At 58.9% G+C, this 23,982-nt stretch carries 11 protein-coding genes; 3 read left to right on the forward strand and 8 right to left on the reverse strand.

What is annotated here, in order from left to right:
* Window positions 1-19: 19 nt before the first annotated feature.
* Window positions 20-16,042, reverse strand: coding sequence for a calcium-binding protein (locus BLW80_RS30930; protein WP_093758672.1), 16,023 nt, complete (start codon window positions 16,040-16,042; stop codon window positions 20-22).
* Window positions 16,039-17,175 carry a hypothetical protein gene (locus BLW80_RS15725; RefSeq protein ID WP_093758673.1) on the reverse strand — a complete coding sequence of 379 codons (1,137 nt, stop codon included), beginning with the start codon at window positions 17,173-17,175 and terminating at the stop codon, window positions 16,039-16,041. Before BLW80_RS15725 ends, BLW80_RS30930 begins: the two co-directional genes overlap by 4 nt.
* A gap of 658 nt (window positions 17,176-17,833) precedes the next feature.
* On the opposite strand from BLW80_RS15725, the gene lpxD reads away from it, so the two are divergent.
* Window positions 17,834-18,880 (forward strand): UDP-3-O-(3-hydroxymyristoyl)glucosamine N-acyltransferase, encoded by a 1,047-nt coding sequence (gene lpxD / locus BLW80_RS15730; RefSeq protein WP_093759117.1) that lies wholly within the window; start codon window positions 17,834-17,836, stop codon window positions 18,878-18,880.
* Window positions 18,881-18,931: 51 nt separating this feature from the next.
* Here the strand turns inward: lpxD and tgt are convergent, their stop codons facing one another.
* The 6 genes from tgt to coaD all read right to left on the reverse strand — a co-directional run bounded on the left by tgt (window position 18,932) and on the right by coaD (window position 23,309).
* Window positions 18,932-20,065: a tRNA guanosine(34) transglycosylase Tgt gene (gene tgt / locus BLW80_RS15735; protein ID WP_093758674.1), complete on the reverse strand. Its 1,134-nt coding sequence runs from the start codon at window positions 20,063-20,065 to the stop codon at window positions 18,932-18,934.
* A complete protein-coding gene (gene queA, locus BLW80_RS15740) occupies window positions 20,062-21,144 on the reverse strand; it encodes a tRNA preQ1(34) S-adenosylmethionine ribosyltransferase-isomerase QueA (RefSeq protein ID WP_093758675.1) in 1,083 nt (360 codons plus the stop codon). The genes tgt and queA overlap by 4 nt, the downstream gene beginning before the upstream one ends.
* Before the next feature lie 152 nt (window positions 21,145-21,296).
* The gene (locus BLW80_RS15745; RefSeq protein WP_089264447.1) at window positions 21,297-21,764 is read right to left on the reverse strand and encodes a peptidylprolyl isomerase; all 468 of its coding nucleotides are present in this window, start codon (window positions 21,762-21,764) and stop codon (window positions 21,297-21,299) included.
* Window positions 21,740-22,183 carry a UCP034077 family protein gene (locus tag BLW80_RS15750; RefSeq protein WP_093759118.1) on the reverse strand — a complete coding sequence of 148 codons (444 nt, stop codon included), beginning with the start codon at window positions 22,181-22,183 and terminating at the stop codon, window positions 21,740-21,742. Before BLW80_RS15750 ends, BLW80_RS15745 begins: the two co-directional genes overlap by 25 nt.
* A gap of 5 nt (window positions 22,184-22,188) precedes the next feature.
* Entirely contained in the window at window positions 22,189-22,758 is a 570-nt protein-coding gene (locus tag BLW80_RS15755; protein WP_089264448.1) for a peptidylprolyl isomerase, read from the reverse strand.
* Between the two features lie 53 nt (window positions 22,759-22,811).
* Window positions 22,812-23,309 carry a pantetheine-phosphate adenylyltransferase gene (gene coaD / locus BLW80_RS15760; RefSeq protein WP_089264449.1) on the reverse strand — a complete coding sequence of 166 codons (498 nt, stop codon included), beginning with the start codon at window positions 23,307-23,309 and terminating at the stop codon, window positions 22,812-22,814.
* A gap of 70 nt (window positions 23,310-23,379) precedes the next feature.
* Here coaD and BLW80_RS29920 point away from each other — a divergent pair, with 70 nt between their 5' ends.
* Window positions 23,380-23,622: a hypothetical protein gene (locus tag BLW80_RS29920; protein WP_139285842.1), complete on the forward strand. Its 243-nt coding sequence runs from the start codon at window positions 23,380-23,382 to the stop codon at window positions 23,620-23,622.
* A 12-nt stretch (window positions 23,623-23,634) separates the two neighbouring features.
* A complete protein-coding gene (locus BLW80_RS15765) occupies window positions 23,635-23,892 on the forward strand; it encodes a hypothetical protein (protein WP_089264450.1) in 258 nt (85 codons plus the stop codon).
* Window positions 23,893-23,982 lie beyond the last annotated feature (90 nt).

Genomic DNA, 23,982 nt, shown 5'->3' on the forward strand with positions numbered 1-23,982 from the left:
TACTTCCCACCAGCGTTAGTTATGCGACCCGGAAATCGTCCACGTGCAGGTTCGCCAAAGCGACGTTTTGCAGCAGAACGGTCGTTGACGCATCTATCGTAATAATCGTGTCGCTCCCTTGGGCACTTGCCGCAGCGAATGCGGCCGCCGCATCGGAGAACAATCCATCGCCGAATTCGAGCTTGTCGTGCCCCACGCTGAAATCGGAGATGCTGTCCTGACCGAAACCAGTCCTGAACACGAATAGATCGTCACCAGCCCCGCCCGACAATGTATCGTTTCCCGCACCGCCGGAAATGGTGTCATTCCAGACCGTGCCCGAAATCGTATCGTTGCCAGTGGTCCCGTGGATCCAGGCCGCCGCATCAGTGATCTGACTGCCCTCCCAAACCGTTCCATCTGCAAAATGCACTTGCTCGATCCGCGGATGGCCATCGAATTGGCCTTCGACCATGAGTTCTTCGTTTGACGAATTAATCTTGATGAGGAGATCGCTGCCCGATCGGCCAAATGTAACGTCCGAAACTGCGAGCGCAGAGAGATGCACCACATCGATCCCGGAATCGGTACCCGCCTCAAGGATCAAGTCGTTACCTGAACCCACCCCAAACTTATAGGTGTCCCCGCCGCCCAAACCGCGAAGGGTGTCGTTGCCGCCGAGTCCGCTAAATACATCTTCTTCAGACGTGCCTGTCAGCGTTTCAGACTCCGCAGTTCCATCCAACGTCACGCCAGCAACGTCAGTATCAGCACTATTTTCTGTTACCGTTAGCGATTCAACTCCTGGCTCGAACTCCCCGATATCCATCGTGCTGCCATCGCTGAACTGGAGTTGCTGGATCGCGCTTGACGTTCCCCCTTCATGGGCCGTTAAGCCCTCGTAGACCAGAATTTGGTCGTCAGTATCTCTTATGAGGATTATGAGATTCGAACCGACCGTTTGAAGTATTATATCGTCGGCCGATATTCCTGGCGCGAACTTGATGACGCCGGTGCCGCCATTTGCCCAGATATAGCTCTGCCCCCCGCTGTATAGAACAGTGGTCTGGCCGACAGTGTCGAAGCCCCAGCCTGACCCTGAGACCATCTCGAAGACGTCGTCCCCGTAGATACTGCCGTTATAAACTGAAGTGCTGGTTCCAACCCAAGTGAAGGTGATGGGTGATCCGAGTCCTGGCGCGGGCTGCCCGATATTCATCGTGCTGCCATCGCTGAACTTGAGCTGCTGGATCGCGCTCGACGTTCCCCATTCGTTAACCGTCAGATCACCGCTTATACGGATGCTGTCTTCGGTCCCCCGCACGAGAATTATAAGATCCGAACCTTCAGATTGAAGGATGATATCACCGGCAGATATTCCGGCTCCAAACTGAATGATACCTGTGGCTCCGTTTGGATCGATATTGTTTTGACCTCCGCCGAATACAACTGTGTTTTGGCCATCGTTCTCATTGTTAAATGTGAGGTTCGTCCCGGGAGGGAGTTCAAAAACATTATTCCCGTAAATGCTTCCGCTGCCAGGCTCCAACCACGTGAACGTAATGGGCGATCCAACGCCTGCCGCAGGCTGCCCGATATCGATCGTGCTGCCATCGCTGAACTGGAATTGCTGGATCGCGCTCGACGTTCCCCATTCATTGAGCGCCAGGCCACCATAGATCTGAATTCGGTCTTCGGTGCCTCTTATGAGGATCATCAGATCTGACCCCGCCGATTGAAGTATTACATCGTCGGCCGATATCCCTGGAGCGAACTTGATGACGCCAGTGCCGCCATTTGCCCAGATATAGCTCTGCCCCCCGCTGTATAGAACAGTGGTCTGGCCACCCGTGTCGAAGCCCCAGCCAGATCCTGAGACCATCTCAAAGACATCATTTCCGTAGATGCTGCCGTTATAAACCGAAGTGCTGGTGCCAACCCAGGTGAACGTGATCGGTGATCCAACGCCTGGCGCAGGCTGCCCGATATCCATCGTGCTTCCGTCGCTGAACTGGAGTTGTTGAATCGCACTCGACGTTCCCCAGTCATTGGCTGTTAGGCCGCCATAGATCTGGAGGCGGTCGTCCGTCCCCCTCACGAGAATTACGAGATCCGAACCTTCGGATTGAAGGATGACATCGCTCGCCGATATGCTTGGCCCGAACTTGACTACACCTGTCCCCCCGTTGGCCCAGATGTAACTCTGCCCACCATTGAATAGAGCGGTCGTTTGACCACCGGCGGCGTCGAAGCCCCAGCCTGATCCCGAGACGATCTCGAAGATGTCATTCCCGTAGATGCTTCCATTATAAACAGAAGTGTCCGTTCCAACCCACGTGAACGTGATTGGTGATCCAACACCTGGCGCTGGCTGCCCGATATCCATCGTGCTGCCGTCGCTGAACCGGAGCTGCTGAATCGCGCTGGACACCCCCCAATCATTGATCGTCAAGCCACCACCATAGATCTGGATGCGATCGTCCGTACCTCTCACGAGGATTACAAGATCCGAGCCCTGCGATTGAAGGATGATATCACTGGCAGATATTCCAGCCCCGAACTGGATGACGCCCGTGGCTCCATTTGCATTGATGTCATTTTGACCTCCACCGAATACAACGGTGTTCTGGCCACTGTTAGCGCTATTGAATGTAAGGCTCGCACCTGGAGCTATCTCAAAAACGTTGTTCCCGTAGGTGCTTCCGTTACCAGCCTCAAGCCAGGTGAACGTGATTGGAGATCCGACGCCTGGCGCCGGCTGCCCGATATCCATCGTGCTGCCGTCACTGAACTGGAATTGCTGGATTGCGCTCGACGCTCCCCAGTCATTTAGCGCCAGGCCTTCATAGACCAGAATTTGGTCGTCAGTATCTCTTATGAGGATTATGAGATTCGAACCGACCGATTGGAGTATTACGTCGTCGGCCGATATTCCCGGGGCGAATTTGATGATGCCGGTGCCGCCATTTGCCCAGATATAGCTCTGCCCCCCGCCATAAAGAACAGTGGTCTGACCACCAGTGTCGAATCCCCAGCCAGACCCTGAGACCATCTCGAAAACGTCGTTCCCGTAGATGCTCCCGTTATAAACCGAAGTGTCAGTTCCAACCCACGTAAACGTAATTGGCGATCCGACACCTGGCGCAGGCTGTCCGATATCCATCGTGCTGCCATCGCTAAACTTGAGCTGTTGGATTGCGCTCGACGTTCCCCAGTCGTTAATCATCAGATCACCGCCAATGCGGATGCTGTCTTCGGTCCCCCGCACGAGGATCACCAGATCCGATCCATCTGATTGCAGCAGGATATCGCTGGCAGATATCGACGAATCAAAGATTATGGAAGTGAAATCCCCTACTATGTTGACTTGCCCATCACCCCGAGCGAACGGATAGCTCTCACCTTCGCCATCCTGTGTCAGCGCAATCGTCAGCGTCTTGTCGAAGGACAACCCGCCCTGATCGACGACGCGTACCGTGATCGCGTGCGAGGGCGCGGTCTCGTAATCGAGCAGCAAGCCATTGGCGACGGTGATAGCACCAGTGCTCGCATTGATCGCGAAACGCCCCCCGGCATTGTCGGTCAGCGAATAGGTCAGTATCGCTCCGGCATCCGGATCCACGCCGGCTACCGTCCCCACCACTGTGCCGTTCGCCGCATTCTCGACCACCGAGCCACCGGTCAGCGTCGCATTGCTGGGCGCTTCGTTGACGTTGTTCACGGCGACGGTAAACGTCTTGTCGAAGATCAAACCGCCTTGGTCGGTGACGCGAACCACGATGCCATGCGATGTCGCCGTCTCGTAATCCAGCAGCGCTCCATTGGCCACGGTAATCTGCCCCGTTGCCGAATTGATCGCAAAACGACCGCCCGCATTGTCGGTCAACGCATAAGTAAATGTCGCCCCCGCATCCGGATCTACACCTGCCGCCGTTCCGACCACCGTGCCGTTTGCCGCATTCTCCGCAACCGATCCTCCGGTCAGCGTCGTATTGGTCGGCGCTTCGTTGACGTTGGTCACGGTCAGCGTGAATGTCTTATCGAGGCTCAAGCCGCCTTGATCCATCACCCGTACCGTCACGCCATGGGAGGTCGCGCCTTCGTAATTCAGTAGCGCCCCGTTTGCGACCGTGATCTGTCCGGTCGATGCATTGATCGCGAACCGTCCTCCGGCATTGTCGGTTAGTGTGTAGGAAAGCGCCGCACCGGCATCCGGATCGACGCCGGTCACCGTACCGACCACCGTGCCATTCGCCACGTTCTCCGCAATCGTCCCGCCAGTCAACGTCGCATTGGTCGGCGCGCGATTGCCGCTCTCGTTCACATCCGAGACCGCGATCGAATAGGTTTTGTCGATCGCCAGGCCGTCCTGATCCGTGACCCGGGCAGCGATCGTATGCGAGGTCGCTGTCTCAAAGTCCAGCAGCGCGCCATTGGCCACCGTGATCTGGCCGGTCGTTGCGTTGATTGCGAACCGCCCCCCCGCATTGTCGACCAGCGAATAGCTGAACGTTGTTCCCCCGTCGGGATCGACACCGGCCAGTGTTCCGACCACCGTCCCGTTTGCCGAATTCTCAGCAACGACGCCCCCCGTGAGCACCGCATTGGTGGGAGCTTCGTTGACGTTGTAAACTCTGACGCTGAACGTCTTGTCGATGCTCAGCCCGCCCTGGTCGGTGATACGAACTGAGACATCATGCGCTGCAGCGCTCTCATAATTGAGCAGGGCGCCATTGGCGACGGTGATCAGTCCGGTTACCGCGTTGATGGCGAACCGCCCACCTGCATTATCGAGCAACGCATAGGTGAATGTCGCACCGGCATCAGGATCGACGCCGTAGACCGTGCCGGCAACCGCCCCGTTCGGAGCGTTCTCAAAAAGAACGGCGGCAGACAGTGTTCCTCCCGTCGGCGCGTGATTGCCGGCACGGTTGGCGATAGCCGTACGGTCCCAGACGGTACGATCACTGAACAGGATCTCCTCGATGCCTAGACTGCCGTTGGTATTGAACTGGTCGACAATGGTAATTTCCGCGCCGCTCGCATTCACATGGACGATTAGATCGTTGCCCGACTTCAGCAGGCTGATCTGCGACGCCGTGAAGTCGCGCAGTTTCAGTGTGTCCGTATCGCTCTCGCTATTGACCTCGGTGATGACATCGTTGCCGTCCCCCGCATGATAGATGTAGATGTCCTCGCCATATCCGCCTGATATGGTGTCGTTTCCAGCCTTCGAATCGAACGTTTCGGCAAATTCGGTACCGGTTATCGTTTCGGATGCGGTCGTTCCGTTCACCAGGCGCGCATCGGCAGCGGCAGCCTGCGCATTGGCCAGGATCGTGGCGTAGTTCCACACCGTATTGTCGGAGAAGCGGATCTGGTCGGCGCTGTATTGGGCACCGATGAGCCGTCCCTGCAGCACGACCTTGCCGTCGGTGCTGCTGGATGCAGTCGTGATGATGAGGTCGTTTTCATTGGCCGCCCGGATGATCCTCACATCGGCAGTTGAGATATCAGCAAGCTGAAGCGTATCGATATCGCCAACAAGACCCGCGTCCTGGATGATCTTGGTGTCGGGCGCCCGCCAGAAAACGTAGGTGTCATTGCCAGCACCGCCAATCAGTGTGTCGTTGCCGCGTCCGCCATCTAGTGTATCGTTGCCGAGACCGGTGCTGATGGTTTCACGGGCCATGAATCCGATGACGCTATCGTTGCCACTAGTCGAATTCTGCTCCAGATAACGCGCGCCAAGGCTGGCGCCTGACCACGAGGCGGAATCGCCACCGAACTGAATCGACACGAACTCGTCGGCTTCGAAGCCGAATTCGGCGCCTGCGACAATCAGCTTGTCCGTGGTTCCCGCAATCGAGAAGACGGTGTCGATGACCCTGTGATTATTGGCGTCGAAATAGCTCGACCTTGACAGCCGGATGTCGGTTGATGAGACGCTGCTGTTGAACGCGATCCGGTCAACGACGTTCTGGAAGATGCCGTCAAGCCTGTCATAGATTGTGTCTATTCCGTAGCCGCGACCAAACACATAGGTGTCCGCGCCAGTGTGGCCATAAAGTTGGTCATCACCGGCACCACCATCCAGAATATCCGCACGGTTCGGGAAGCCGTGAAGAACATCGTTTCCTGGCGTCGAAGTCAGGAAGGTTGTGATCAACGACGTCGGCGTCCAGACCGTGCCGTCCACGAAACGGAATTCCTCTATGGTCGGGTAGAAAATGCCATTGGCACTCGTGTTGAACTCCCACTCGACCGTCAGGACTTCGCCCGTCGTCGTGAAGGTCAGATAAAGCTGGTAACCGGCCGCCTCGTTTCCGTACGGGCCGATATGCGACAATGTTACGTCTTGTGGACGAATGCCCGCTCCGAACTCGACGACATCGAAACTGGTGATCGTGTATTCAGAGATGACGTCGTTGCCATCGCCCAGATTCCACACATAGGTGTCGTTGCCGTCCATCCCCTGCAGAAGGTCATTCCCCTTCCGGCCGTTGATGCGCTCATTTGCAGCGGTACCAGTCAGCGTTTCGCTCGCATTTGTGCCCTGAATTAGATTGCCCGGATTGACCAGTTCATCGATCTGCGCACGGCTCAGGATGGTCCCATCCGCGAATTCGAAACGATCAATGCCGCCGGATTGATCATTGAAGATCGTGTACTGGCGATACAGCCTGATGCTGTCGTTGGTCCCAGCGATCTCAATCAGCAAGCTTCCAGCCTCGGCGGAGCCAGCATATGAATAGGGATCTTCGGTGTTTCGCGTGAACAACAAGTCGCTCGGCCTGATGCCGGCGCCGAACTTCAGTGTGTCGAATCCGTTGCCGCCGAACGGATCGCTGCTGTCGATAATCCGATCACGGCCATCGCCGAGATTGAAGACATATGTATCGTTGCCTTCCCAGCCATAAAGGTCGTCGTCGCCGGTGCCGCCAATGAGCGTGTCGTCGCCATCCAGACCGAGCAACCGGTCATTTCCGCTCCCGCCCGACAAGACGTTGCCCGACCCATCACCGACGAGAAGATCCGCCCCATTACCGCCGCTGGTGAACAATCCCGTGAGATAGGCAGCGCTCCAGAAAGTCCCGTCCGCGAAGCGCACTTCCGAAATGGTATGGCCGGCATTCTGGCTCGGGTTATTGAGTTGCTGGTACTGTAGCAATACCGAGTCGTTGGATCCGGCAACGGTCAGCAGGAGATCGGACTTGGAATAGCTCTCTATGATAGTTTGATCTCTGGAGTAGTAATATATCCCGCTACCTCCGAACTCCGGGAATGAATATACCAATTGTACCGAGATGTCCGATGGAGCGATCCCCTCGCCAAAACGGATGATGTCGTCTGCCGATGTGACCTGAATTCCAGACTGATTTGTATAGGTCGCGGAGATCGTATCGCGGCCGAACCCGCGATCTAACACATATGTGTCGACCCCTTCTCGCCCCTGCAAGACGTCGTCGCCACCGAGTCCGACGATGGTGTCCGGCCCGGCAGTCCCTCTCAGGCTGTCGATGCCTTCCGTTCCGAGCACCAGGGTCCCCGGATTCGGGCCGCGAATGGCGATATTCAGAATCGTGGTGGTGATGGCGCCGTCCGAGTCCGTGGCAGCCAATGCGATGCGATAGATGTGGATGCCCTCGTTTTCACCGACCGAAAACTGATCCGGCGTGCCCGAGAAGGTCCGCGCCAGCGGATCGAACGTCATCCAGGCCGGAAGCGCCGAGCCGTCCTCCATCCGTGCCGTCAGGCTGACGCCACCGCGGTCATCGGAGAATGTTTCCGCGGGAACCGCGAAAGTGAAATACTGGAGGGGATCGACCGCAATTCCCGCGAGCGGGTGCCGTACGACGGGCGCATCGTTGACGCCATCAACGATGATGTACATGTCACGCTGGACGCTGGCACCCGAACTGTCCTTCGCAACAACGCGGATATTGAGCATTCCCACATCCGGATCGTCAGGTGTCCCGGAGAATGTGCGCGTTGCAGCATTGAAGGTCAGCCAAGCCGGCAGCGGCGCGCCATTGGCCAGTGTCGCCGTGAGGGTCAGCGTATCGCCAACATCGATGTCAGTGAAGAGGTTTTGGGGAATCGTATAGCTGAAGGCGCTGTCCTCATGGGCGACGAAGCTTTCCAGCGCGCCATTGGCTTGCGGAGCGTCATTGACGTTCCCGACGTTCAGCGTGAAGTTTGCTGCGACCGACGATCCCAAAATGTCAGTCACAGTAATGCGTATCGTATACTGAGCGACGTCGCCATTCGCCGGTGTGCCGGAGAACAGCCCCGTCACGGGGTCGAGCGTGAGCCAGGTCGGGAGCGCCGCGCCGCTCAGAAGCTTGGCGGTGTATCGCAGCCGGTCGCCCGAGGTGCTGTCCGAGAACGCATTCGTGGGGATCTGGAACGTAAATGCAGTATCTTCGGTTGCCGTCCGCGTTCCGATGGCAGTCCCCACGGTCGGCGCGGTGTTTCCCGTCGTGCCGACGAATATCCCGAAACGTGTCGTCGTCGTGGCGGTCCCGTCCGACGCCGTAATGGCGATATCGAGCGCGCCTCGGTTGGTCGTTGTCGGCGTGCCCGAGAATGTCCGCGTTGCAGCATTGAACGTCAGCCAAGAGGGCAGCGCGGCGCCGCTTCCCAACGTCGCCGTGTAGGTCAGCGTTTGCGTTGACACCCCGGGCAAACCATTGTCCGGGTCGACAAACTGGTTGGCTGCGAACTGGAACGAGAAGGCCGATCCGACCGTGGCCGTTTTGTTGGTGATCAAGGTCGCCAATACCGGCGCATCATTGACATTGGTGACGTTGATAGTGAAGTCCGCGCTCGCGGTGTCCCCGGTGCCGTCGATCGCGGTGAGTCGCACTTGGATTGGCGTGCCAACGTCGGCGTTGGCCGGCGTTCCTGTAAAAGTAGTTCCATCAAAGCGAAGCCAGGTCGGCAATGCCGTCCCGTCCGCGCGCGTCGCTTTCAGGACCAGAGTGTCTCCGACATCGCTGTCGGCAAAGGTATTGGCCGGCACGGCAAAGGTGAACAGAGCATTCTGCGCGACGGTCTTGCTGCCGATCGACGTCGCCAGCGTCGGCGCATGGTTCGCGGCCATCGCTTCGATATCCGCCAGGAACAGCACGGTATGATCGGTCAGGACAATCTCGCCGATCTTCGCCCCGCCGGCTGCAAAATGATCCTTTACCGTTATGCGGTCGGTGGTGCCGCGGATTGCGATGACCAGATCGTTCGGATTGCTGCCATGGGCGAAATCGAGATCGGCAATCGTAATGCCAGCTCCGAATTCGAAGCGGTCGAGCCCGAATCCAGCCCCGGTGTCCGCGATCGTGTCCTGACCGTCGCCGCGATTGAAGACATAGATGTCGGCACCATCTTTGCCGTCGATCGTATCGTTTCCAGTGTTGCCGACGATGCGATCGGCGGCACTCGACCCCTTAATGGTGTCAGCACCTGTCGTCTGCGAGAGCACCATGATCTTCTGATCGATATCGACACGCCCCCACATCGTGCCGTCCACAAACTGGATCGCTTCGATCCCGTTCGTACCTTCCGCCAGTTGGCCCTTGATCGTGACCGTCTCGCCCGCTCCGATATCGACGACCAGGTCGGTCGCATCGACCGAGCCCTTCCGCAAACTCACCTGCGAGGTCGTGATACCAGTGCCGAGCTTCAGTTTATCCGCACCGTCCGTTGCAAGTTCGACAATCGTTTCCTGTCCATCGCCGCGGTTGAAGATATAACTGTCCGAACCGGCACCACCGGTCAGGATATCGTTACCAAGGCCACCGGAAAGTATGTCGTCGAGGAACGTCCCCACGATCGTATCGCCACCGCTCGTGGCTTTCGCCGCCAGAGCCTTGTTCGCGAGATCGGTCTTCCTCCAAACCGTTCCATCCGCGAACACCACGCCGTCGACGCCGCCGTCGGCACCGGCAAACACGCCTTTGAGTGTGACAACGTCAGTGGCAGACAGGGTCAGGATCGCATCATTCGCATCGGTGGCGGATCGGGTCACGACAACATTGGCCGGGCGAATGCCTGCACCGAATTCCAGCCAATCGGTTGTGCCGGCAGAATCCGAGATGATGTCCTGGCCATCCCCCGTGTTGAAGATGTAGCGGTCATTGCCGGAGCCGCCATTGAGCGTATCGTTGCCGACACCACCGATGACGACATCGTCAGTGTCCTCAAAACCCGCAATAGTATCGTTGCCGACGCTGCCAGCCTGGGACATCACCCTGGTTTTCAGATCTGCTGACGACCAGACAGTCCCATCCTCGAACCGAATGCTGTCGAGGCCGTTGAAGCCATTGCCGAACTGTTCGGTCACATCGATACGATCGGTGCCTGAGGTAAATGCGATCCTCAGATCGACACCGCCCGTCCCGGCGCGGGACAGGATCACCTCTGCTGGCGTATATCCGTTCAGCACAAGATCGTCGGTCCCCGACTTGAAGAAAGGTCTTGGACTGTTGACGCGATCCTGTCCGTCCCCCTTGAAGAAGACATAGGTGTTGCCTTGGTCGCTGCCCGTCAGGGTGTCATTCCCTCGCCCGCCATACACAAGACTGGTATTGTTGGTGACCGGGCTAGGCACCACGTTGTCCACGCCTGCCGTGGCGCCCGATAGCCCGTCCAGAATCTGAGCAGCCGTCACCGTGACTGAACCGATCACGATGCTGTTGAGAATGCCGGCGCCCAGGAAGTCCTTGATGGTGATCTGGTCGGACGGTGTTGCGACAAAATTAAGAACGAGATCGGTGCCGTTCAAGGAATATTGGACATCTGCCGCCGTAATTCCACCGCCCAGCACTAACGTCTCGGTCTCGCCTGAAAGCCTGTCGACGCTGGCACGTACCGTGTCCTGACCGTCACCGCGGTTGAAGACATAGGAGTCATTGCCGATGCCACCGATCAACACATCGGCACCGGCACCGCCGGTCAGCGTATCGTTGCCGAGGTTACCGTTGAGCGTGTCGTTGTCGGCGCCGCCGTTGAGCTGATCGTCGCCACTTTCGCCGTAGAGCGTATCGGCGCCGGCATCACCGGTGACCGTGTCATTGCCCGTACCAGCATAGACGATGTCGTTCCCACCACCGCCGCCGAGATTGTCGACGCCCGCGCCGCCGAGGAGAATATCATTGCCGGCACCGCCGGCGACGATATCATCGCCGTCGCCGGCATAGACCAGATCGTCGCCATCGCCGGCGTGAATAGTGTCCCCCCCGGTGCCCGCCATGATCCTGTCGCCGGTGGCCGTACCGGTCATCGAATCTGCCGCAGCCGTTCCATTGATCACATTGGTTGCGGTCGCCATGCGGTCGGCAATCGCATTGATCTGGTTGTAGGCGAGCATCGTGCCGTCCTGGAACAGGACGTTTTCGATACTGCCACCCGGCGGGACGCTGTATCTGGTGATCGTCACCTGATCGGTCGATCCTATGCGGGACATCAGCAGATCGTAGGATCCGCTGCGAGCGATCGTGAAGTCAGCGAGATTGTAAGCCTTGAACTCGATGCGATCGCGATGCGCATCAGCGTCCGGGGGGGGATAGCTAAACTCGTTGGTCGTGTCGTGCACCACGTCCTGGCCAAACGCCGATCCAAACCGGAAGATCACTGTGCCATTACCAATAAGCGTGTCGTTGCCGGCTCCGCCGTCCAGAATATCCCTGCCGCCCCTTCCTTCAATCGTATCGTTTCCGTTACCGCCATTGATGACATCGGCCTCAACGGTTCCCACGATGGTGTCGTTTCCGCCGGTTATCTGCGTATTCAATAAGCGCTGATTGATATCCGCCCGGGTCCAGACCGTGCCGTCGGCGAACACAATCCTGTCGAAACCGCCAGCGATGATTCCGCCATTCTCCCCGGCAACGACCAAACCCTGCGACATCGAGAAGCTGACGTCCGACGTCGTTATTCCCGATCCGAATGCGAGCCGGGTGAGGTCCTTGCCTCCCCCCAGAGAAACGACGGTATCGTTGCCATCACCCCGGTTCCATACAAAGGTGTCGTTGCCCCCATTGCCGTAGACGACATCGTCGCCAAGGCCGCCCTCGAATGTCTCGTCATTCGGCGAACCCAATATCTCGTCGGCGGAGCTGGTGGCGGCCTGCGCCGCGTACATGCGCAGCAGATCTTCGCGACTCCAGATTACCCCGTTGTCGAACACAATGCGCAGCGGCCCGATTGAATTCATGTCCGCATTGGCATCTCCGAGACCATTCAGTACATAGCTGTTGCGGAAGGTGATCTGATCGTCCGTCCCCGCGATCCTGATCACCATGTCGCCGGCGAGGCCCTTGTTTGGATACATAGGGTCGATACGCAGCATCGGCCGCAAAATCATGATGTCGGACGGCAAGATGCCCGGTCCGAGCCTCAAGGTGTCGGAATTGAACGCCGACGCAATAATGTCCTGGCCATCCCCGCGATTGAAGATGAAGGTATCGTTGCCGTTGTTCTTGTTCTCGATGTAGAATTGATCATTGCCGCGACCGCCGATGAAGACGTCGTCGCCGGCCTCGTCGACAATGATGTCGTCGCCATCGCCGCCGGCGATGTGATCGTCCCCGAGGCCGCCACGTATAGTGTCGCTACCCGCACCACCATCGACGATATCATTGCCATCGCCCGCATCGATGGTATCGGCGCCGCCGTACGCATTGATGACGTCGTCCCCACCCTGCCCATTAATCCGCTCGTCTATATCAATACCATCGAGAACGTCTGCTCCCGCGGTACCTTCTATAAGCGTCAGCGCCACCCCACCGACTTCTTCCGGCACCACTGACAGATCTGGCTCATCGGCTGAATTGGCAGGCGTGAACTTTCCGGTCACGCTTTCGAACGTCCAGAGCGCTTGTTGTTCCGGGGAGAGCGTCGACCAGTCCTTGATCAGGATCGTATCGCCCTGTCCATAGGTTATCAGCAGATCCTGATTGCCGCCGCTTCCGGCCACCAGCTGTTTCGTGATCAACGACACGTCGAGACCTTCGACAAATCGGATTACGCCGCCCTCAGGGGACAGGTCTTCAATTGTATCGTGGCCGTCGCCCACCGCAAAGACATAGGTGTCGACGCCCTCCTCCCCGAGCAGATAGTCATCGCCGGCGTATCCGCGCAGCAGATCCGCGCCCGCACCGCCAGCGATGTCGTTGTCCGCCTCGTTCCCGACGCGCACCAGTGAGATCGGCCCGTCGTCCTCACCGTCGTCGTTCGCCTCGACTGCACGCGCCGCAACGGGCGGGACCGGCTGGTCTTTCGCCACGATACCGACCTCGGCAAGACGCGCACGTATCACGTCCAGCGACAAGGTTTGCCAAGCGTCCACTTTTCCGTTCTTGTTCGTGCCGCTGTCTAGTCCTTGACCATAGGCGTACTGGTTGATCTGGATGCCGTAGTCGCCCTGCTTCCAATTATTGATAACGATCGTCTGGTTCGCACCATCAACCGACGGATTGAGCGTGATGGTGAGCTTACGGGAACCATCACCGGCCAGCGGCCCGAGGTCATAGCGCTCGCCATACGCGCCGACGATCGTCTGCGTATAGGCGCTGATCCATTTGTCGACGAAGCTTGCGAATTGCGTGTAGAGGATCGGGACGAATGCAAATCCGGCCAGGCTCCCGCTGATGCCGCTGAAGAATTTCATGGTCGCTGCAAATTGCGCATCGATCCACCGCTGGACTTGGTCGGCGCTGGCCTCAGTCGGAAATGTCTGCTTGCTGTTTGCCGCCCAGACGGCCTTCACGTCGCCGTTATTGCGATAGTCGAACTTGTCAAGATCGAACGTCGCGCCGCCGACGAGCTGATGGCCGTTGACGACAATGAGGGCGTTAGCACGCTCCTTCTGGTCGAACTCGGCTGCAGTCGTCAATGTCTGCACCTGCGTCCCTGTCGGAGCGCCCGTTGCATCCTTAGTCAAGAATTCGAGTTTGAGGAAAGCACCTTTCTTCTGTATCTCCGGCGCAGACGGTGCCGGCGCCACCTCCTTCACTCTCTCGACGTTGTTACTCCCCTGCGCGAGGGCAATCGTGATATTGTAACCCTTAGCGGCTTCCGACATTTTCACGAAGTCGTCGCCGCTTCGCAGTTCGATTCTCTCGATGCCGATCAGTGTATCCGCTCGGCTGCCCGCCGTAGCATAGGATACTTCGACCCCGAATCCGTTGGATACGTTGGCTATCCGCGAGCCGTTCAGGCTGAGGCCGATGTTGGCAAAGTTGCTGCCGTAGACCGCTGTGTCGATGCCTTCGCCACCGAGGAACGTAACAGAGTCGTTGTCCGTCGGCCCGGTGCGCGCAACGTAGCGATCGTCGCCGGCGCCGCCGATGATGAAATCCTTCCCGCCTCCGCCCTCGAACACGTCCTTGCCGTCACCACCGAGTATGAAGTCGCGCTGCGTTGATCCCTTGATCGTGTCGGCTCCACCGCCACCAATGATCACATGGGCGCGCGAGGCGTCAGCAGTTACGGAGGATGCGTCGTAGGTCAGAGCGCGATCGGACGCCCCCCCGGCTCCAGCCTGAACGATGAGCACCTGCCAGTCCGACAGCGCCTTCGTTCCTTCCTTGACTTCTTTGGCGCTCGCGCCAAGCAGAGTGCTCAGGGCGGCGAAATCGCCGAGCGTGACGTTTGCGCCGAGGGTCGACATCAGGGATTTTTCGGCCGCATCAGCGATCACATGATTGATGTCGCGGACGCCGAAGAGCTGCTCCACCCCGTTGGCCTTCAACTTTTCCTTTTGAGCCGATCCGCCAGGCGCAGTGATCTGTGCGAGATCAACGCGAGCATAAGGGGCCGTTGGGCCATCGGCGTTTCCAGCGCCGAAGACGTTAAGACCCACACTGCTGACGACGTTTCCGGCGGCCGTGCTCAACGCATCACGGACGGTCTGAAGTCCCAGCTTGACGACGCCCGAGTGAATCGACATCCCGTCGGATGTCGGCGACTTACCGTCGCCGACGGCTCCCGTAGATAACCATTTTCCGAAACGCGCGTGAAACTCGGAATAGAAGTTCAGGTCGGAAACAAGCGCACGGAGCATCATTCCGGAGTCGGGACCAGTCGATGTGTCGTCCGTGGTTGTCGTGTGTATCCGTCCGGTAATGGCCGGTGTGATGAGAAACGCATTCCGCAAGGCGGCATCGTTTGTGAGAAGACCTTCCGCGCCGCCAATCGGCTTCGAAGTCCAAGCCGCTTCGTCGTTTGTCCGTGCATCTGTGCGTGCCATGAGAGCATGCAAACTAATGCTGTGCTTGGCTAAGGCCTCGTCGAGGCCCGATCCACCACCAATTGTGAACGACACATCCAACGATGAATCAAAATGTTGAGCTCCGGACAGACCCAATATGAACGACGCCGCCGAGGCACCGGTTTGAGTAAATTTCTGCAGAATCTCATCGCTCAATCCGTAAGAGTGGATCTTCGCATAACCATCAGCAACAAGTGCATCGCGTGCCGCCTTTGCAACATTGTAAACCTGTAGTTGTGCCTGATAAGCGGGGTCGTTGATGTTCGGGAGGCCGTTCGCCCCCGTTGGGGGAATTGGTGGACCAGCCAGTAACAATGAGGCTTTGTCAGATGCCAGCCCCTCTGGAATGAAATTCCCCGCATCGCTCGTCGCCTTAAAAGGCGCCGCCGCATATACGTAGGCATCTTTGTTGTACTTCGCCGCCATCAAGCCGGCGAGCCCGCCCCCGAGCGAGTGACCGGTAAAAACAACATCTCCGAAATCAGCACGACTTCTGAACGATTCCACAAACGCTACTGCAGAAAGCAATTGCGCGGCTTGCGGATCTCCGACGCCGAGAGAAATGTTCGCATTGGTCCAATCTTTAATGTTCGACGCATTAAAGTCTGTTCCCCGAAAGGCAATCACAAGCTTTCCACCGACGGTCCAGGCTTCGGCATACATTCCGCTTCCGGCATCCATCGAACCGACGAGGACTGCCCCCGTCAGGCTATTGAGCTTGATATCGAGATTGGCCGCTGTTCGCGAGTAGACTTCATCGCTGAGCAACGCATAGATCGTTTCGTTCTTCATTGCATCCTCGCAAGCTCATGTGTCAGCGGAAATGGAAGGAAGTCTGGCAGCCAGAGATATTCGTCGCGCTCGACGATCACCGCTGCGGGCGCGGTCCAGATTGCGGCGGGCAAGGTCGCAACGAGTTGGCCATCGATGAAGAAGCGCTGATCAACGGGGCGAACTGTGCTGACAGGACCGGGACTCTTTAGATAATAGCTCCACATGTCGCGGAAGCAGTAGGCAAAGCCGTGATCGGCGCCGTTCGCCACATCGAAATTGATGTCTAGTGTCTGCTGGGCCCGCAGCCGGTCGCTGGCCCAAGGATAACCGGTCTCGACACGATACGGAATCCTTAGGCCTCGCCCCGACGCGATGTCGGATGGCAGATCCACGATGTGACCCACCCCGGACGCCCGGTTGATACCGAGAGCCTTCGAGAAGTTCGGCTGGACACCCGGTATTTCGCGATCCCACTGCGGGTTGTTTTGGACTCTGGTGCCCATTTCTTCTGGATATTGCTCGCGCAACGCATTGACCGTCGGCCAATCGAGTAGCCAGTAGCGCGGCCTCTCCGCCGGCCACCGCTCGCGTATCGCTGTCAGCACGCCAGCGGGTAGCGGCACTCGCAGCACGGCATGGCAGGATATCTCGCGCATTAGTTCAGTTCGCGGATCTCCTTTTGGAAAAAAGCCTTCACCGTGGAAGAAGTTACTCTTCCCATCATACTCATTTTCGCGACTTTTCAGCGGGACGATGTTGTCTTTCCATCCGGACTGGCGCCAGGCCTCGTAGTCAGACTTTGACGCTTCAGTGAACGTCGCCTTTTGAAAGGTGAGCTTCGAAATCGGCTGCAGATAGGCCTGCTCGTTCAGATAGGCCACCATAAATTCCAGATTGCCGGCATCGGGAGCCCAGAACACGACCGGCAGGAAATCTGCGGGCATCGGCTGCTGGTCGAGTTTGCGGTCGCAGATGTTCGGGCTCTGCACGAGCACGCCCTCACCATTGCCGGCACGGATGCCGAAGATGTAGGGCGCCCAGATGGAGCGCGCGCTTCGCGCCTCGCCGATAATCTGCCGGACCTCAGACCCGCATCCGATCACAACATCGATCGTCAGCGGCTGGCCCGCATGGGATAGTTCGACGACCATCCGGTAGAACCAACCGAATTTGATCGTGTCTCGCCCGGTCGGCCCGCAACCGGTAGTAACGAGAGCGAGGCCAGCTAGGACGACCATCAGTAAGATGCGCGCAGCGGCAGAACAAGTTGGTGCTACCGAAGAATGTATTGCCGCCATTGAGGAAGTGCCTCAAGGGCCGCCGTCTAACTGTTTCGTTAGTTCACTTCATGCCCAGATACGAACAGTAACAATCTCGCTAAGATTGTAAAGACGCAAGACTCCAATTTATTCTAGAACAATTTTACACCGCGCTCAGTTCACGGCAACTCTCCCTTCAGGAAAGTTGAGAGCATTTCTATCAGAGAAGCCTAGGCAGCGTGGGTATGGAGAGCGGAGATGCGCGACTTGCGCTAGCACTGTTCGCGCGGACCGGCGTGAACCGATCTTGGATTGCTCCGCGATCCGAGGGAGACGCCGATTGTGACTATCACGTCGGGCAGCATCGGCACACGTCAAGGCCAGCGATCTGCGCAAACGATTTGCACCGTCACACGTGCACCAGGCAACGACCACGCCGCAGTCACACCTTCGCCATTTCTGATGTTCCCAAGCCGTGCTAACCAGCTGTCGGGTCTACAGCGGAGAGGCCGTCTCTCGGGTCGAGGGGATACCCGCACTGGAGTCGGTCATGACCGGTCAAATTCCCTTCTTCGTGCCTAAGCGCACGATCGCTGCAAGTGAGGTCGCGGGCATCGCGGGCTTGCTTTTTGTTACAAAGGATTTCCTCATTTCGGCTGGAGCAGCGCTAGAGACAGCGCGCCGCGGCGAGCTCAGCTATATGGACAATCACAAATATCTTGAGGCCTTGAGGCAGACGAATGCAGGCGCTTGTCTCGTCTCCCCGCGCTTCAGCGCATCCGTTCCAAAGGAGACCTACTCTTTTGTGACACCTCAGCCGTATTTGATTTACTCGAGAATCCTCGCCTTGCTCTATCCAGGAGCGGCTATCCCGGGGTCACTTTTCGAGACCGTCGGCATTTCTCCAAATGCCACGATTCATGCTTCAGCCATCATCGATTGCGGAGTTACCATCGATCCCGGTGCAGTGATCGGTCCTCGGGCCAAGATCGGTGAACGCACTTATATCGGGTCAAACGTCGTGATCGGTCCAGACGTCACCATCGGGAGCCATAGCTCGGTCGGCGCCGGCGCTATCATTGCGCACGCAACCGTCGGCAATCACGTCATTGTCCATCCAGGCGTATCGATCGGGCAGGACGGCTTCGGATTCGTGCCCGACAAAGGCGGACATATAAAAATTCTCCAGGTCGGAGGCGTCATTATTGAGGACTGCGTCGAAATAGGCGCAAACACGGCCATCGATCGCGGGTCGACCCGCAACACGTTTATCGGCGAAGGCACGAAGCTCGATAACCTCGTACAAGTCGCCCACAACGTGACGATTGGCAGGCACTGCCTTATCGCCGCGCAAGTCGGAATTGCCGGGTCCGCAACTCTCGGGAGTTTTGTTGCAATAGGCGGCCAGACTGGAATTGCTCCTCATCTGACGATCGGCGACGGCGCACAGATAGCCGGTGCAAGCGGCGTCACGCGCGACGTGCCTGCGGGAGAGCGGTGGGCAGGATTTCCAGCCCGGCCCAGCCGCAGGTTTTTCCGGCAATACAAGGCCATGGAAATGCTTGCGGCCGGTGACCGCGAGACAAACGATCGATGAACCTGACAGGGTGATGGACAGGTTAGTGTTTTCTCCACACGCGACGAGCGGTTACCGCGGCGGAATGTCGCCGCGCGCCCAGCCCTCACGCGTGCGCGCCCGAAACTCTTCGAAAGTGCCGGCATCAATGGCCGCGCGGATGCCCTGCATCAGGCTCTGATAATAGGCGATGTTGATTTCAGACAGCAGCATCGCGCCGAGGGTCTCACCCGATCGCACCAGATGATGCAGATAGGCGCGCGAATAATCTCGCGCGGCCGGCCAGGTGCTCTCTTCATCCAGCGGACGCGGATCGTCCTGATGCCGCGCATTACGCATGTTGATCTGGCCGTGGCGTGTGAAGGCCATGCCGTGGCGGCCGTTACGCGTCGGCATCACGCAGTCGAACATGTCGACGCCGCGCGCCACTGCTTCCAGCATGTCGTCCGGTGTACCGACGCCCATCAGATAGCGCGGCCGGTCCAAGGGGAGGATCGGAACCACCTCCTCGATCATCGCCAGCATCACGGCCTGCGGTTCGCCCACGGCAAGACCGCCGATCGCATAGCCATGAAAGCCGATATCGATCAGCCCCTGCGCGCTGGCGCGGCGCAGTTCCGGCACATCTCCGCCCTGTGCGATGCCGAACAGCATATAGCCTTCAGGCGCCGTCTCGAAGGCGCGCTTGCAGCGTTCGGCCCAGCGCAACGACAGCTGCATGGCGCGGTCGATATCGGCATGTTCCGCTGGCAGCCGGACGCATTCGTCGAGCTGCATCGCGATGTCCGAATTCAGCAGCCGCTGGATCTCAATGGCCCGTTCCGGCGTCAGTTCGAACTTCGCACCGTCGATATGTGAGCGGAACGTGACGCCCTGCTCGGTCACCTTGCGCAGCTGCGCCAGGGACATCACCTGGAAGCCGCCGGAGTCGGTCAGCATCGGCCCGTTCCAGGTCGTGAATTTCTGCAGACCACCGAACGACGCGACGCGTTCCGCACCGGGACGCAGCATCAGGTGATAGGTATTGCCGAGCACGATATCGGCGCCGGCATCGCGCACATCGCGCCAGTGCAAGCTCTTCATCGCACCGAGGGTGCCGACCGGCATGAAGGCCGGTGTGCGCACCACGCCATGCGGCGTTGTCAGCTGGCCCCTGCGTGCCGTGCCGTCAGTGCGCAGCAGTTCGAAATGATTGGCGACGGTCATTGATTTCGTGTGTCCCGAAACAGCAGACTGGCGTCGCCGTATGAATAGAAACGATAGCCGGTCGCGATGGCATGGGCATAGGCCTGCTTCATCGTATCCATGCCGGCGAAGGCAGAAACCAGCATGAACAGCGTCGAACGCGGCAGATGGAAATTCGTGAGCATGATATCGACGGCGCGGAAGCGATAGCCGGGCGTGATGAAGATCGCAGTCTCGTCGGCGAATGGATGAATAACGCCGTCCTCCGACGTCGCGCTTTCTAGCAGACGCATTGAGGTCGTGCCGACGGCAACGACGCGTCCGCCGGCCGCATGCGCTGCGTTCAGCGCATCCGCCGTTGCGCGCGAGATCGTACCCCACTCGGAATGCATCTTGTGCTCTGCGGTGTCGTCGACCTTCACCGGCAGGAACGTCCCTGCTCCGACATGCAGTGTGATGCGATGCAGGCCGACGCCGCGCGCCTTCAGAGCGGCTTCCAGTGCCGGCGTGAAATGCAGTCCCGCCGTCGGTGCGGCGACGGCACCGTCATTGGCGGCGAACATGGTTTGATAATCGGCCGTGTCACGCTCGTCCGGAGCGCGTTTTCCGGCGATGTAAGGCGGCAGCGGCGGCGCGCCGAGTTCGGCAATCGCCTGATCCAGCGCCGGGCCGTGAAACGAGAAAGAGAAGATGATTTCGCCGGCATCGCCCTTGTGCTCGACTTGCGCGTCGAGATGACCGAGCAGGCAGACACGGCCTTCATTGCCGAAGCGAACCGTGTCGCCTTCGGTCAGCTTCTTGGCGGGCCGCACCAGCGCCTGCCAGCGCGAACCGTCGAGGCGCTTGATCAGCGTGGCGTCAATCTTCGGTTCGGTCTCGCGGCCAATGCGGCGGCCGCTGAGCTGCGCCGAGATGACCCTGGTGTCGTTGACGACCAGCTGATCGCCGGGCTTCAGCCATTGCGGGAGATCGGCGACGACGTGGTCCTGCACGTCCAGACCCGGCTGAACGACAAGCAACCGCGCAGCATCCCGCGGGCTGGCAGGCCGCAGCGCGATGTTCTCAGGCGGAAGTTCGAAGTCGAAGATATCGGTACGCATGGGTTTGTAGTTATTCCCACTCCGTCATGGCCGGGCTTGTCCCGGCCATCCACGCCTTGGTGTTGATGCCTATAAAACGAGGATGCCCGGGACAACTAGCGAAGTTCGCTTCGCGCTGCCCGGGCATGACGAACGTGAGGGAGGAGCTTAACTTAGGCAGCCGCGTCGGCAGCCATATGCGCCTTGACGATCTTGTCCGGGTTCTGCACCGGCTCGCCGCGCTTGATCTTGTCGACGTTCTCCATGCCCTCGGTAACCTTGCCCCACACAGTGTACTGCTTGTTGAGGAAGGACGCGTCGTCGAAGCAGATGAAGAACTGGCTGTCTCCGGAATCCGGGCTGGCCGCGCGCGCCATCGACAGCGTGCCGCGCACATGCGGCTCGTTATTGAATTCGGCCTTCAGCTTCTTGCCCGAACCGCCGGTGCCGGTGCCCTGCGGACAGCCGGTCTGCGCCATGAAGCCGTCGATGACACGGTGGAAGACGATACCGTCGTAGAAGCCTTCGCGCACGAGCTCCTTGATACGGGCGACATGGCCCGGTGCCAGATCCGGGCGCATCTCGATGGTGACGGGACCCTGGGTGGTTTCAAGGATCAAAGTATTCTCGGTAACAGCCATGCTCGTCTCTCTACTGGTTTGGGTTGGTTTCGGCGGTCGTCAAACCGCACTCGGAAGGGGCGTCCAGCGACCGCGTCGCCCAGGCCCCCGGTAAATGGCATCGGCGTGCAATGTTGCAATGTCTCCATCACAGCCGTTCGATAGGCAACGCTGTCTGCCTCGGAGGCATCCGGCGTCTCGAAGGTAATTCGCGGCCTTCCGAGAAGTTCACCGGATCGCTTGAAGCTGAACAGCACCGTGATCTCCATGCCCGGATGGCCTCGCGGCAAGGCGGGCGGATGCCAGCACGCTTTCAGCCTTCCGAACATGCCCTCCAGCGTGCTCACGGCTTCAGACTGAGCCGATGCCAGATGCGCCTGAAGGACGCCAGACAGTAATAATGCCGCGAGCAGAGCAATCACCCTGCATCGCGGCATCATGATGCTCACTTGATGTCGGAAGCCACCTGAACCTTGACCATCTTGTCGGGGTCGGTCACGGCACCGCTGGCCGAACCGGGAGGCGCCTTCTTGAGCTTGTCGACGACGTCCATGCCGGCGACGACATCGCCAACCACGGTGTACTTGCCGTTCAGCGACGAGCCCTCCGCGAACATGATGAAGAACTGCGAATTGGCCGAATCCGGATCGCCGGCACGTGCCATGCCAACAACGCCGCGCTTGTACGGCACCTGCGAGAATTCGGCCTTCAGGTTCGGATACTTCGATCCGCCGGTGCCGTTGAAGTTCTTGCCGTCACCGGTCTGCGCCATGAAGCCGTCCATCACGCGGTGGAACGGTACGTTGTTGTAGTAGCCTTCGCGGGCGAGCAGCTTGATGCGCTCGGCGTGCTGCGGGGCGATATCGGTGCGCAGCTTGATGATGATCCGGCCCTTGGTCGTGTCGATCACGACCGAATTGGCCTTGTCGAGGCCAGCCGGAAGGGCTGCCGGAGCCTGCGCGAAAGCGGGAGCCGCGAACATCAGCGCGGCAGCAAGTGCGACTATACGGATCATGGAAACTCCGGATCAGAGAAAGCCGGTCAGCCGGCCAGGATACTTATTTGGGTTTATGCGGCGAATTTGGACTTGAGGCTCTTGGCGACCGCGTCCGGGACGAAAGCCGAAACGTCGCCGCCCATGGCGGCGATTTGCCGGACCAGTGTGGCGGTGATCGGGCGGACGCTCACCGAGGCCGGAAGAAATACCGTCTGCACATCCGGCGCCATGGTCTCGTTCATGCCGACGATCTGCATCTCGTAATCCAGATCGGTGCCGTCGCGCAGCCCGCGGATCATGATGGTCGCACCGATCTGCTGCGCCAGTGTGGTGGTGAGATTGTCATAGGTCGTGCAGTCGAATTCGCAGCCGGCGGCTGAGGCCAGCGGTCCGAACACCTGCTTCACCATCTCCAGCCGCTCGTCCGTCGAGAACAGCGGCTTCTTGCCAGGGTGGACGCCGATCGCGACCACGAGCTTGTCGCACAGGCCAACGGCATGGCGGACCACATCGAGATGGCCATTGGTGACGGGATCGAATGAACCGGGATAAAGCGCGATACGGGGCATTCCCCCTCCTACCCCGCCCCCGTTCGAGCCGCAAGCCGACTTGGTTCCGCCCGCTGGGGCCGAATGGCCGATGTTTATTTTCGGACAGGGCTCGAACCGGATGCCGGGTCAGCGCGTCTACTGGGTACGCAGCAACGATATTGAAAACATTGGGCTTTCGAGCCTCATGTGTCGTCATGTGCGTACGGACGAAACACAAACCGGGCCGGATGAAACCACTTTGCCTGGACACGACAACTTCCTGAAACCGGACCTGATTAATCAGGCAAGCACAGGAAGCGACAAACAAACCGGGCCAAAACGGCCCGAATGACAGGGGACCGTCATGATCAAGACTCTCTCAGCAGTTGCCGTCGCAGCTTTCATCGCAGCCGCCCTCACCGTTCTGCCGGGCTTTGCCCCGAAGGTCGAGGCGTCGGTGCCGGTGGCCCTCGCCAAGGCCGACCGTCTGGACATCCACACGGTAGGTCGCAACTGCTCCGAGCAGGCCTGGCCGAACTTCGAGGCCTCCTGCCTGCGTAACGCAGCCAGCAAGACGATCACTGTCCGCGAAGTCCGCCTCGTGACCACCGAGCGTCGCTAAGCGGCAAAAGATACCGCACCCCGGTCAGAGCCGGGGTGTACTGATATTCAATCTGGACAATCACGATCCACTCACCGAACCCGCACGACG

Source organism: Tardiphaga sp. OK245 (assembly GCF_900108575.1).
Lineage (GTDB): Bacteria > Pseudomonadota > Alphaproteobacteria > Rhizobiales > Xanthobacteraceae > Tardiphaga > Tardiphaga robiniae.

Excerpts from the sequence above, each read along its gene's own strand:
- BLW80_RS30930 (WP_093758672.1), bottom strand. The coding sequence starts at position 16,042 with ATGAAGAACGAAACGATCTATGCGTTGCTCAGCGATGAAGTCTACTCG.
- BLW80_RS15725 (WP_093758673.1), bottom strand. The coding sequence starts at position 17,175 with ATGGTCGTCGAACTATCCCATGCGGGCCAGCCGCTGACGATCGATGTT.
- lpxD (WP_093759117.1), top strand. The coding sequence starts at position 17,834 with ATGACCGGTCAAATTCCCTTCTTCGTGCCTAAGCGCACGATCGCTGCA.
- tgt (WP_093758674.1), bottom strand. The coding sequence starts at position 20,065 with ATGACCGTCGCCAATCATTTCGAACTGCTGCGCACTGACGGCACGGCA.
- queA (WP_093758675.1), bottom strand. The coding sequence starts at position 21,144 with ATGCGTACCGATATCTTCGACTTCGAACTTCCGCCTGAGAACATCGCG.
- BLW80_RS15745 (WP_089264447.1), bottom strand. The coding sequence starts at position 21,764 with ATGGCTGTTACCGAGAATACTTTGATCCTTGAAACCACCCAGGGTCCC.
- BLW80_RS15750 (WP_093759118.1), bottom strand. The coding sequence starts at position 22,183 with ATGATGCCGCGATGCAGGGTGATTGCTCTGCTCGCGGCATTATTACTG.
- BLW80_RS15755 (WP_089264448.1), bottom strand. The coding sequence starts at position 22,758 with ATGATCCGTATAGTCGCACTTGCTGCCGCGCTGATGTTCGCGGCTCCC.
- coaD (WP_089264449.1), bottom strand. The coding sequence starts at position 23,309 with ATGCCCCGTATCGCGCTTTATCCCGGTTCATTCGATCCCGTCACCAAT.
- BLW80_RS29920 (WP_139285842.1), top strand. The coding sequence starts at position 23,380 with ATGTTTATTTTCGGACAGGGCTCGAACCGGATGCCGGGTCAGCGCGTC.
- BLW80_RS15765 (WP_089264450.1), top strand. The coding sequence starts at position 23,635 with ATGATCAAGACTCTCTCAGCAGTTGCCGTCGCAGCTTTCATCGCAGCC.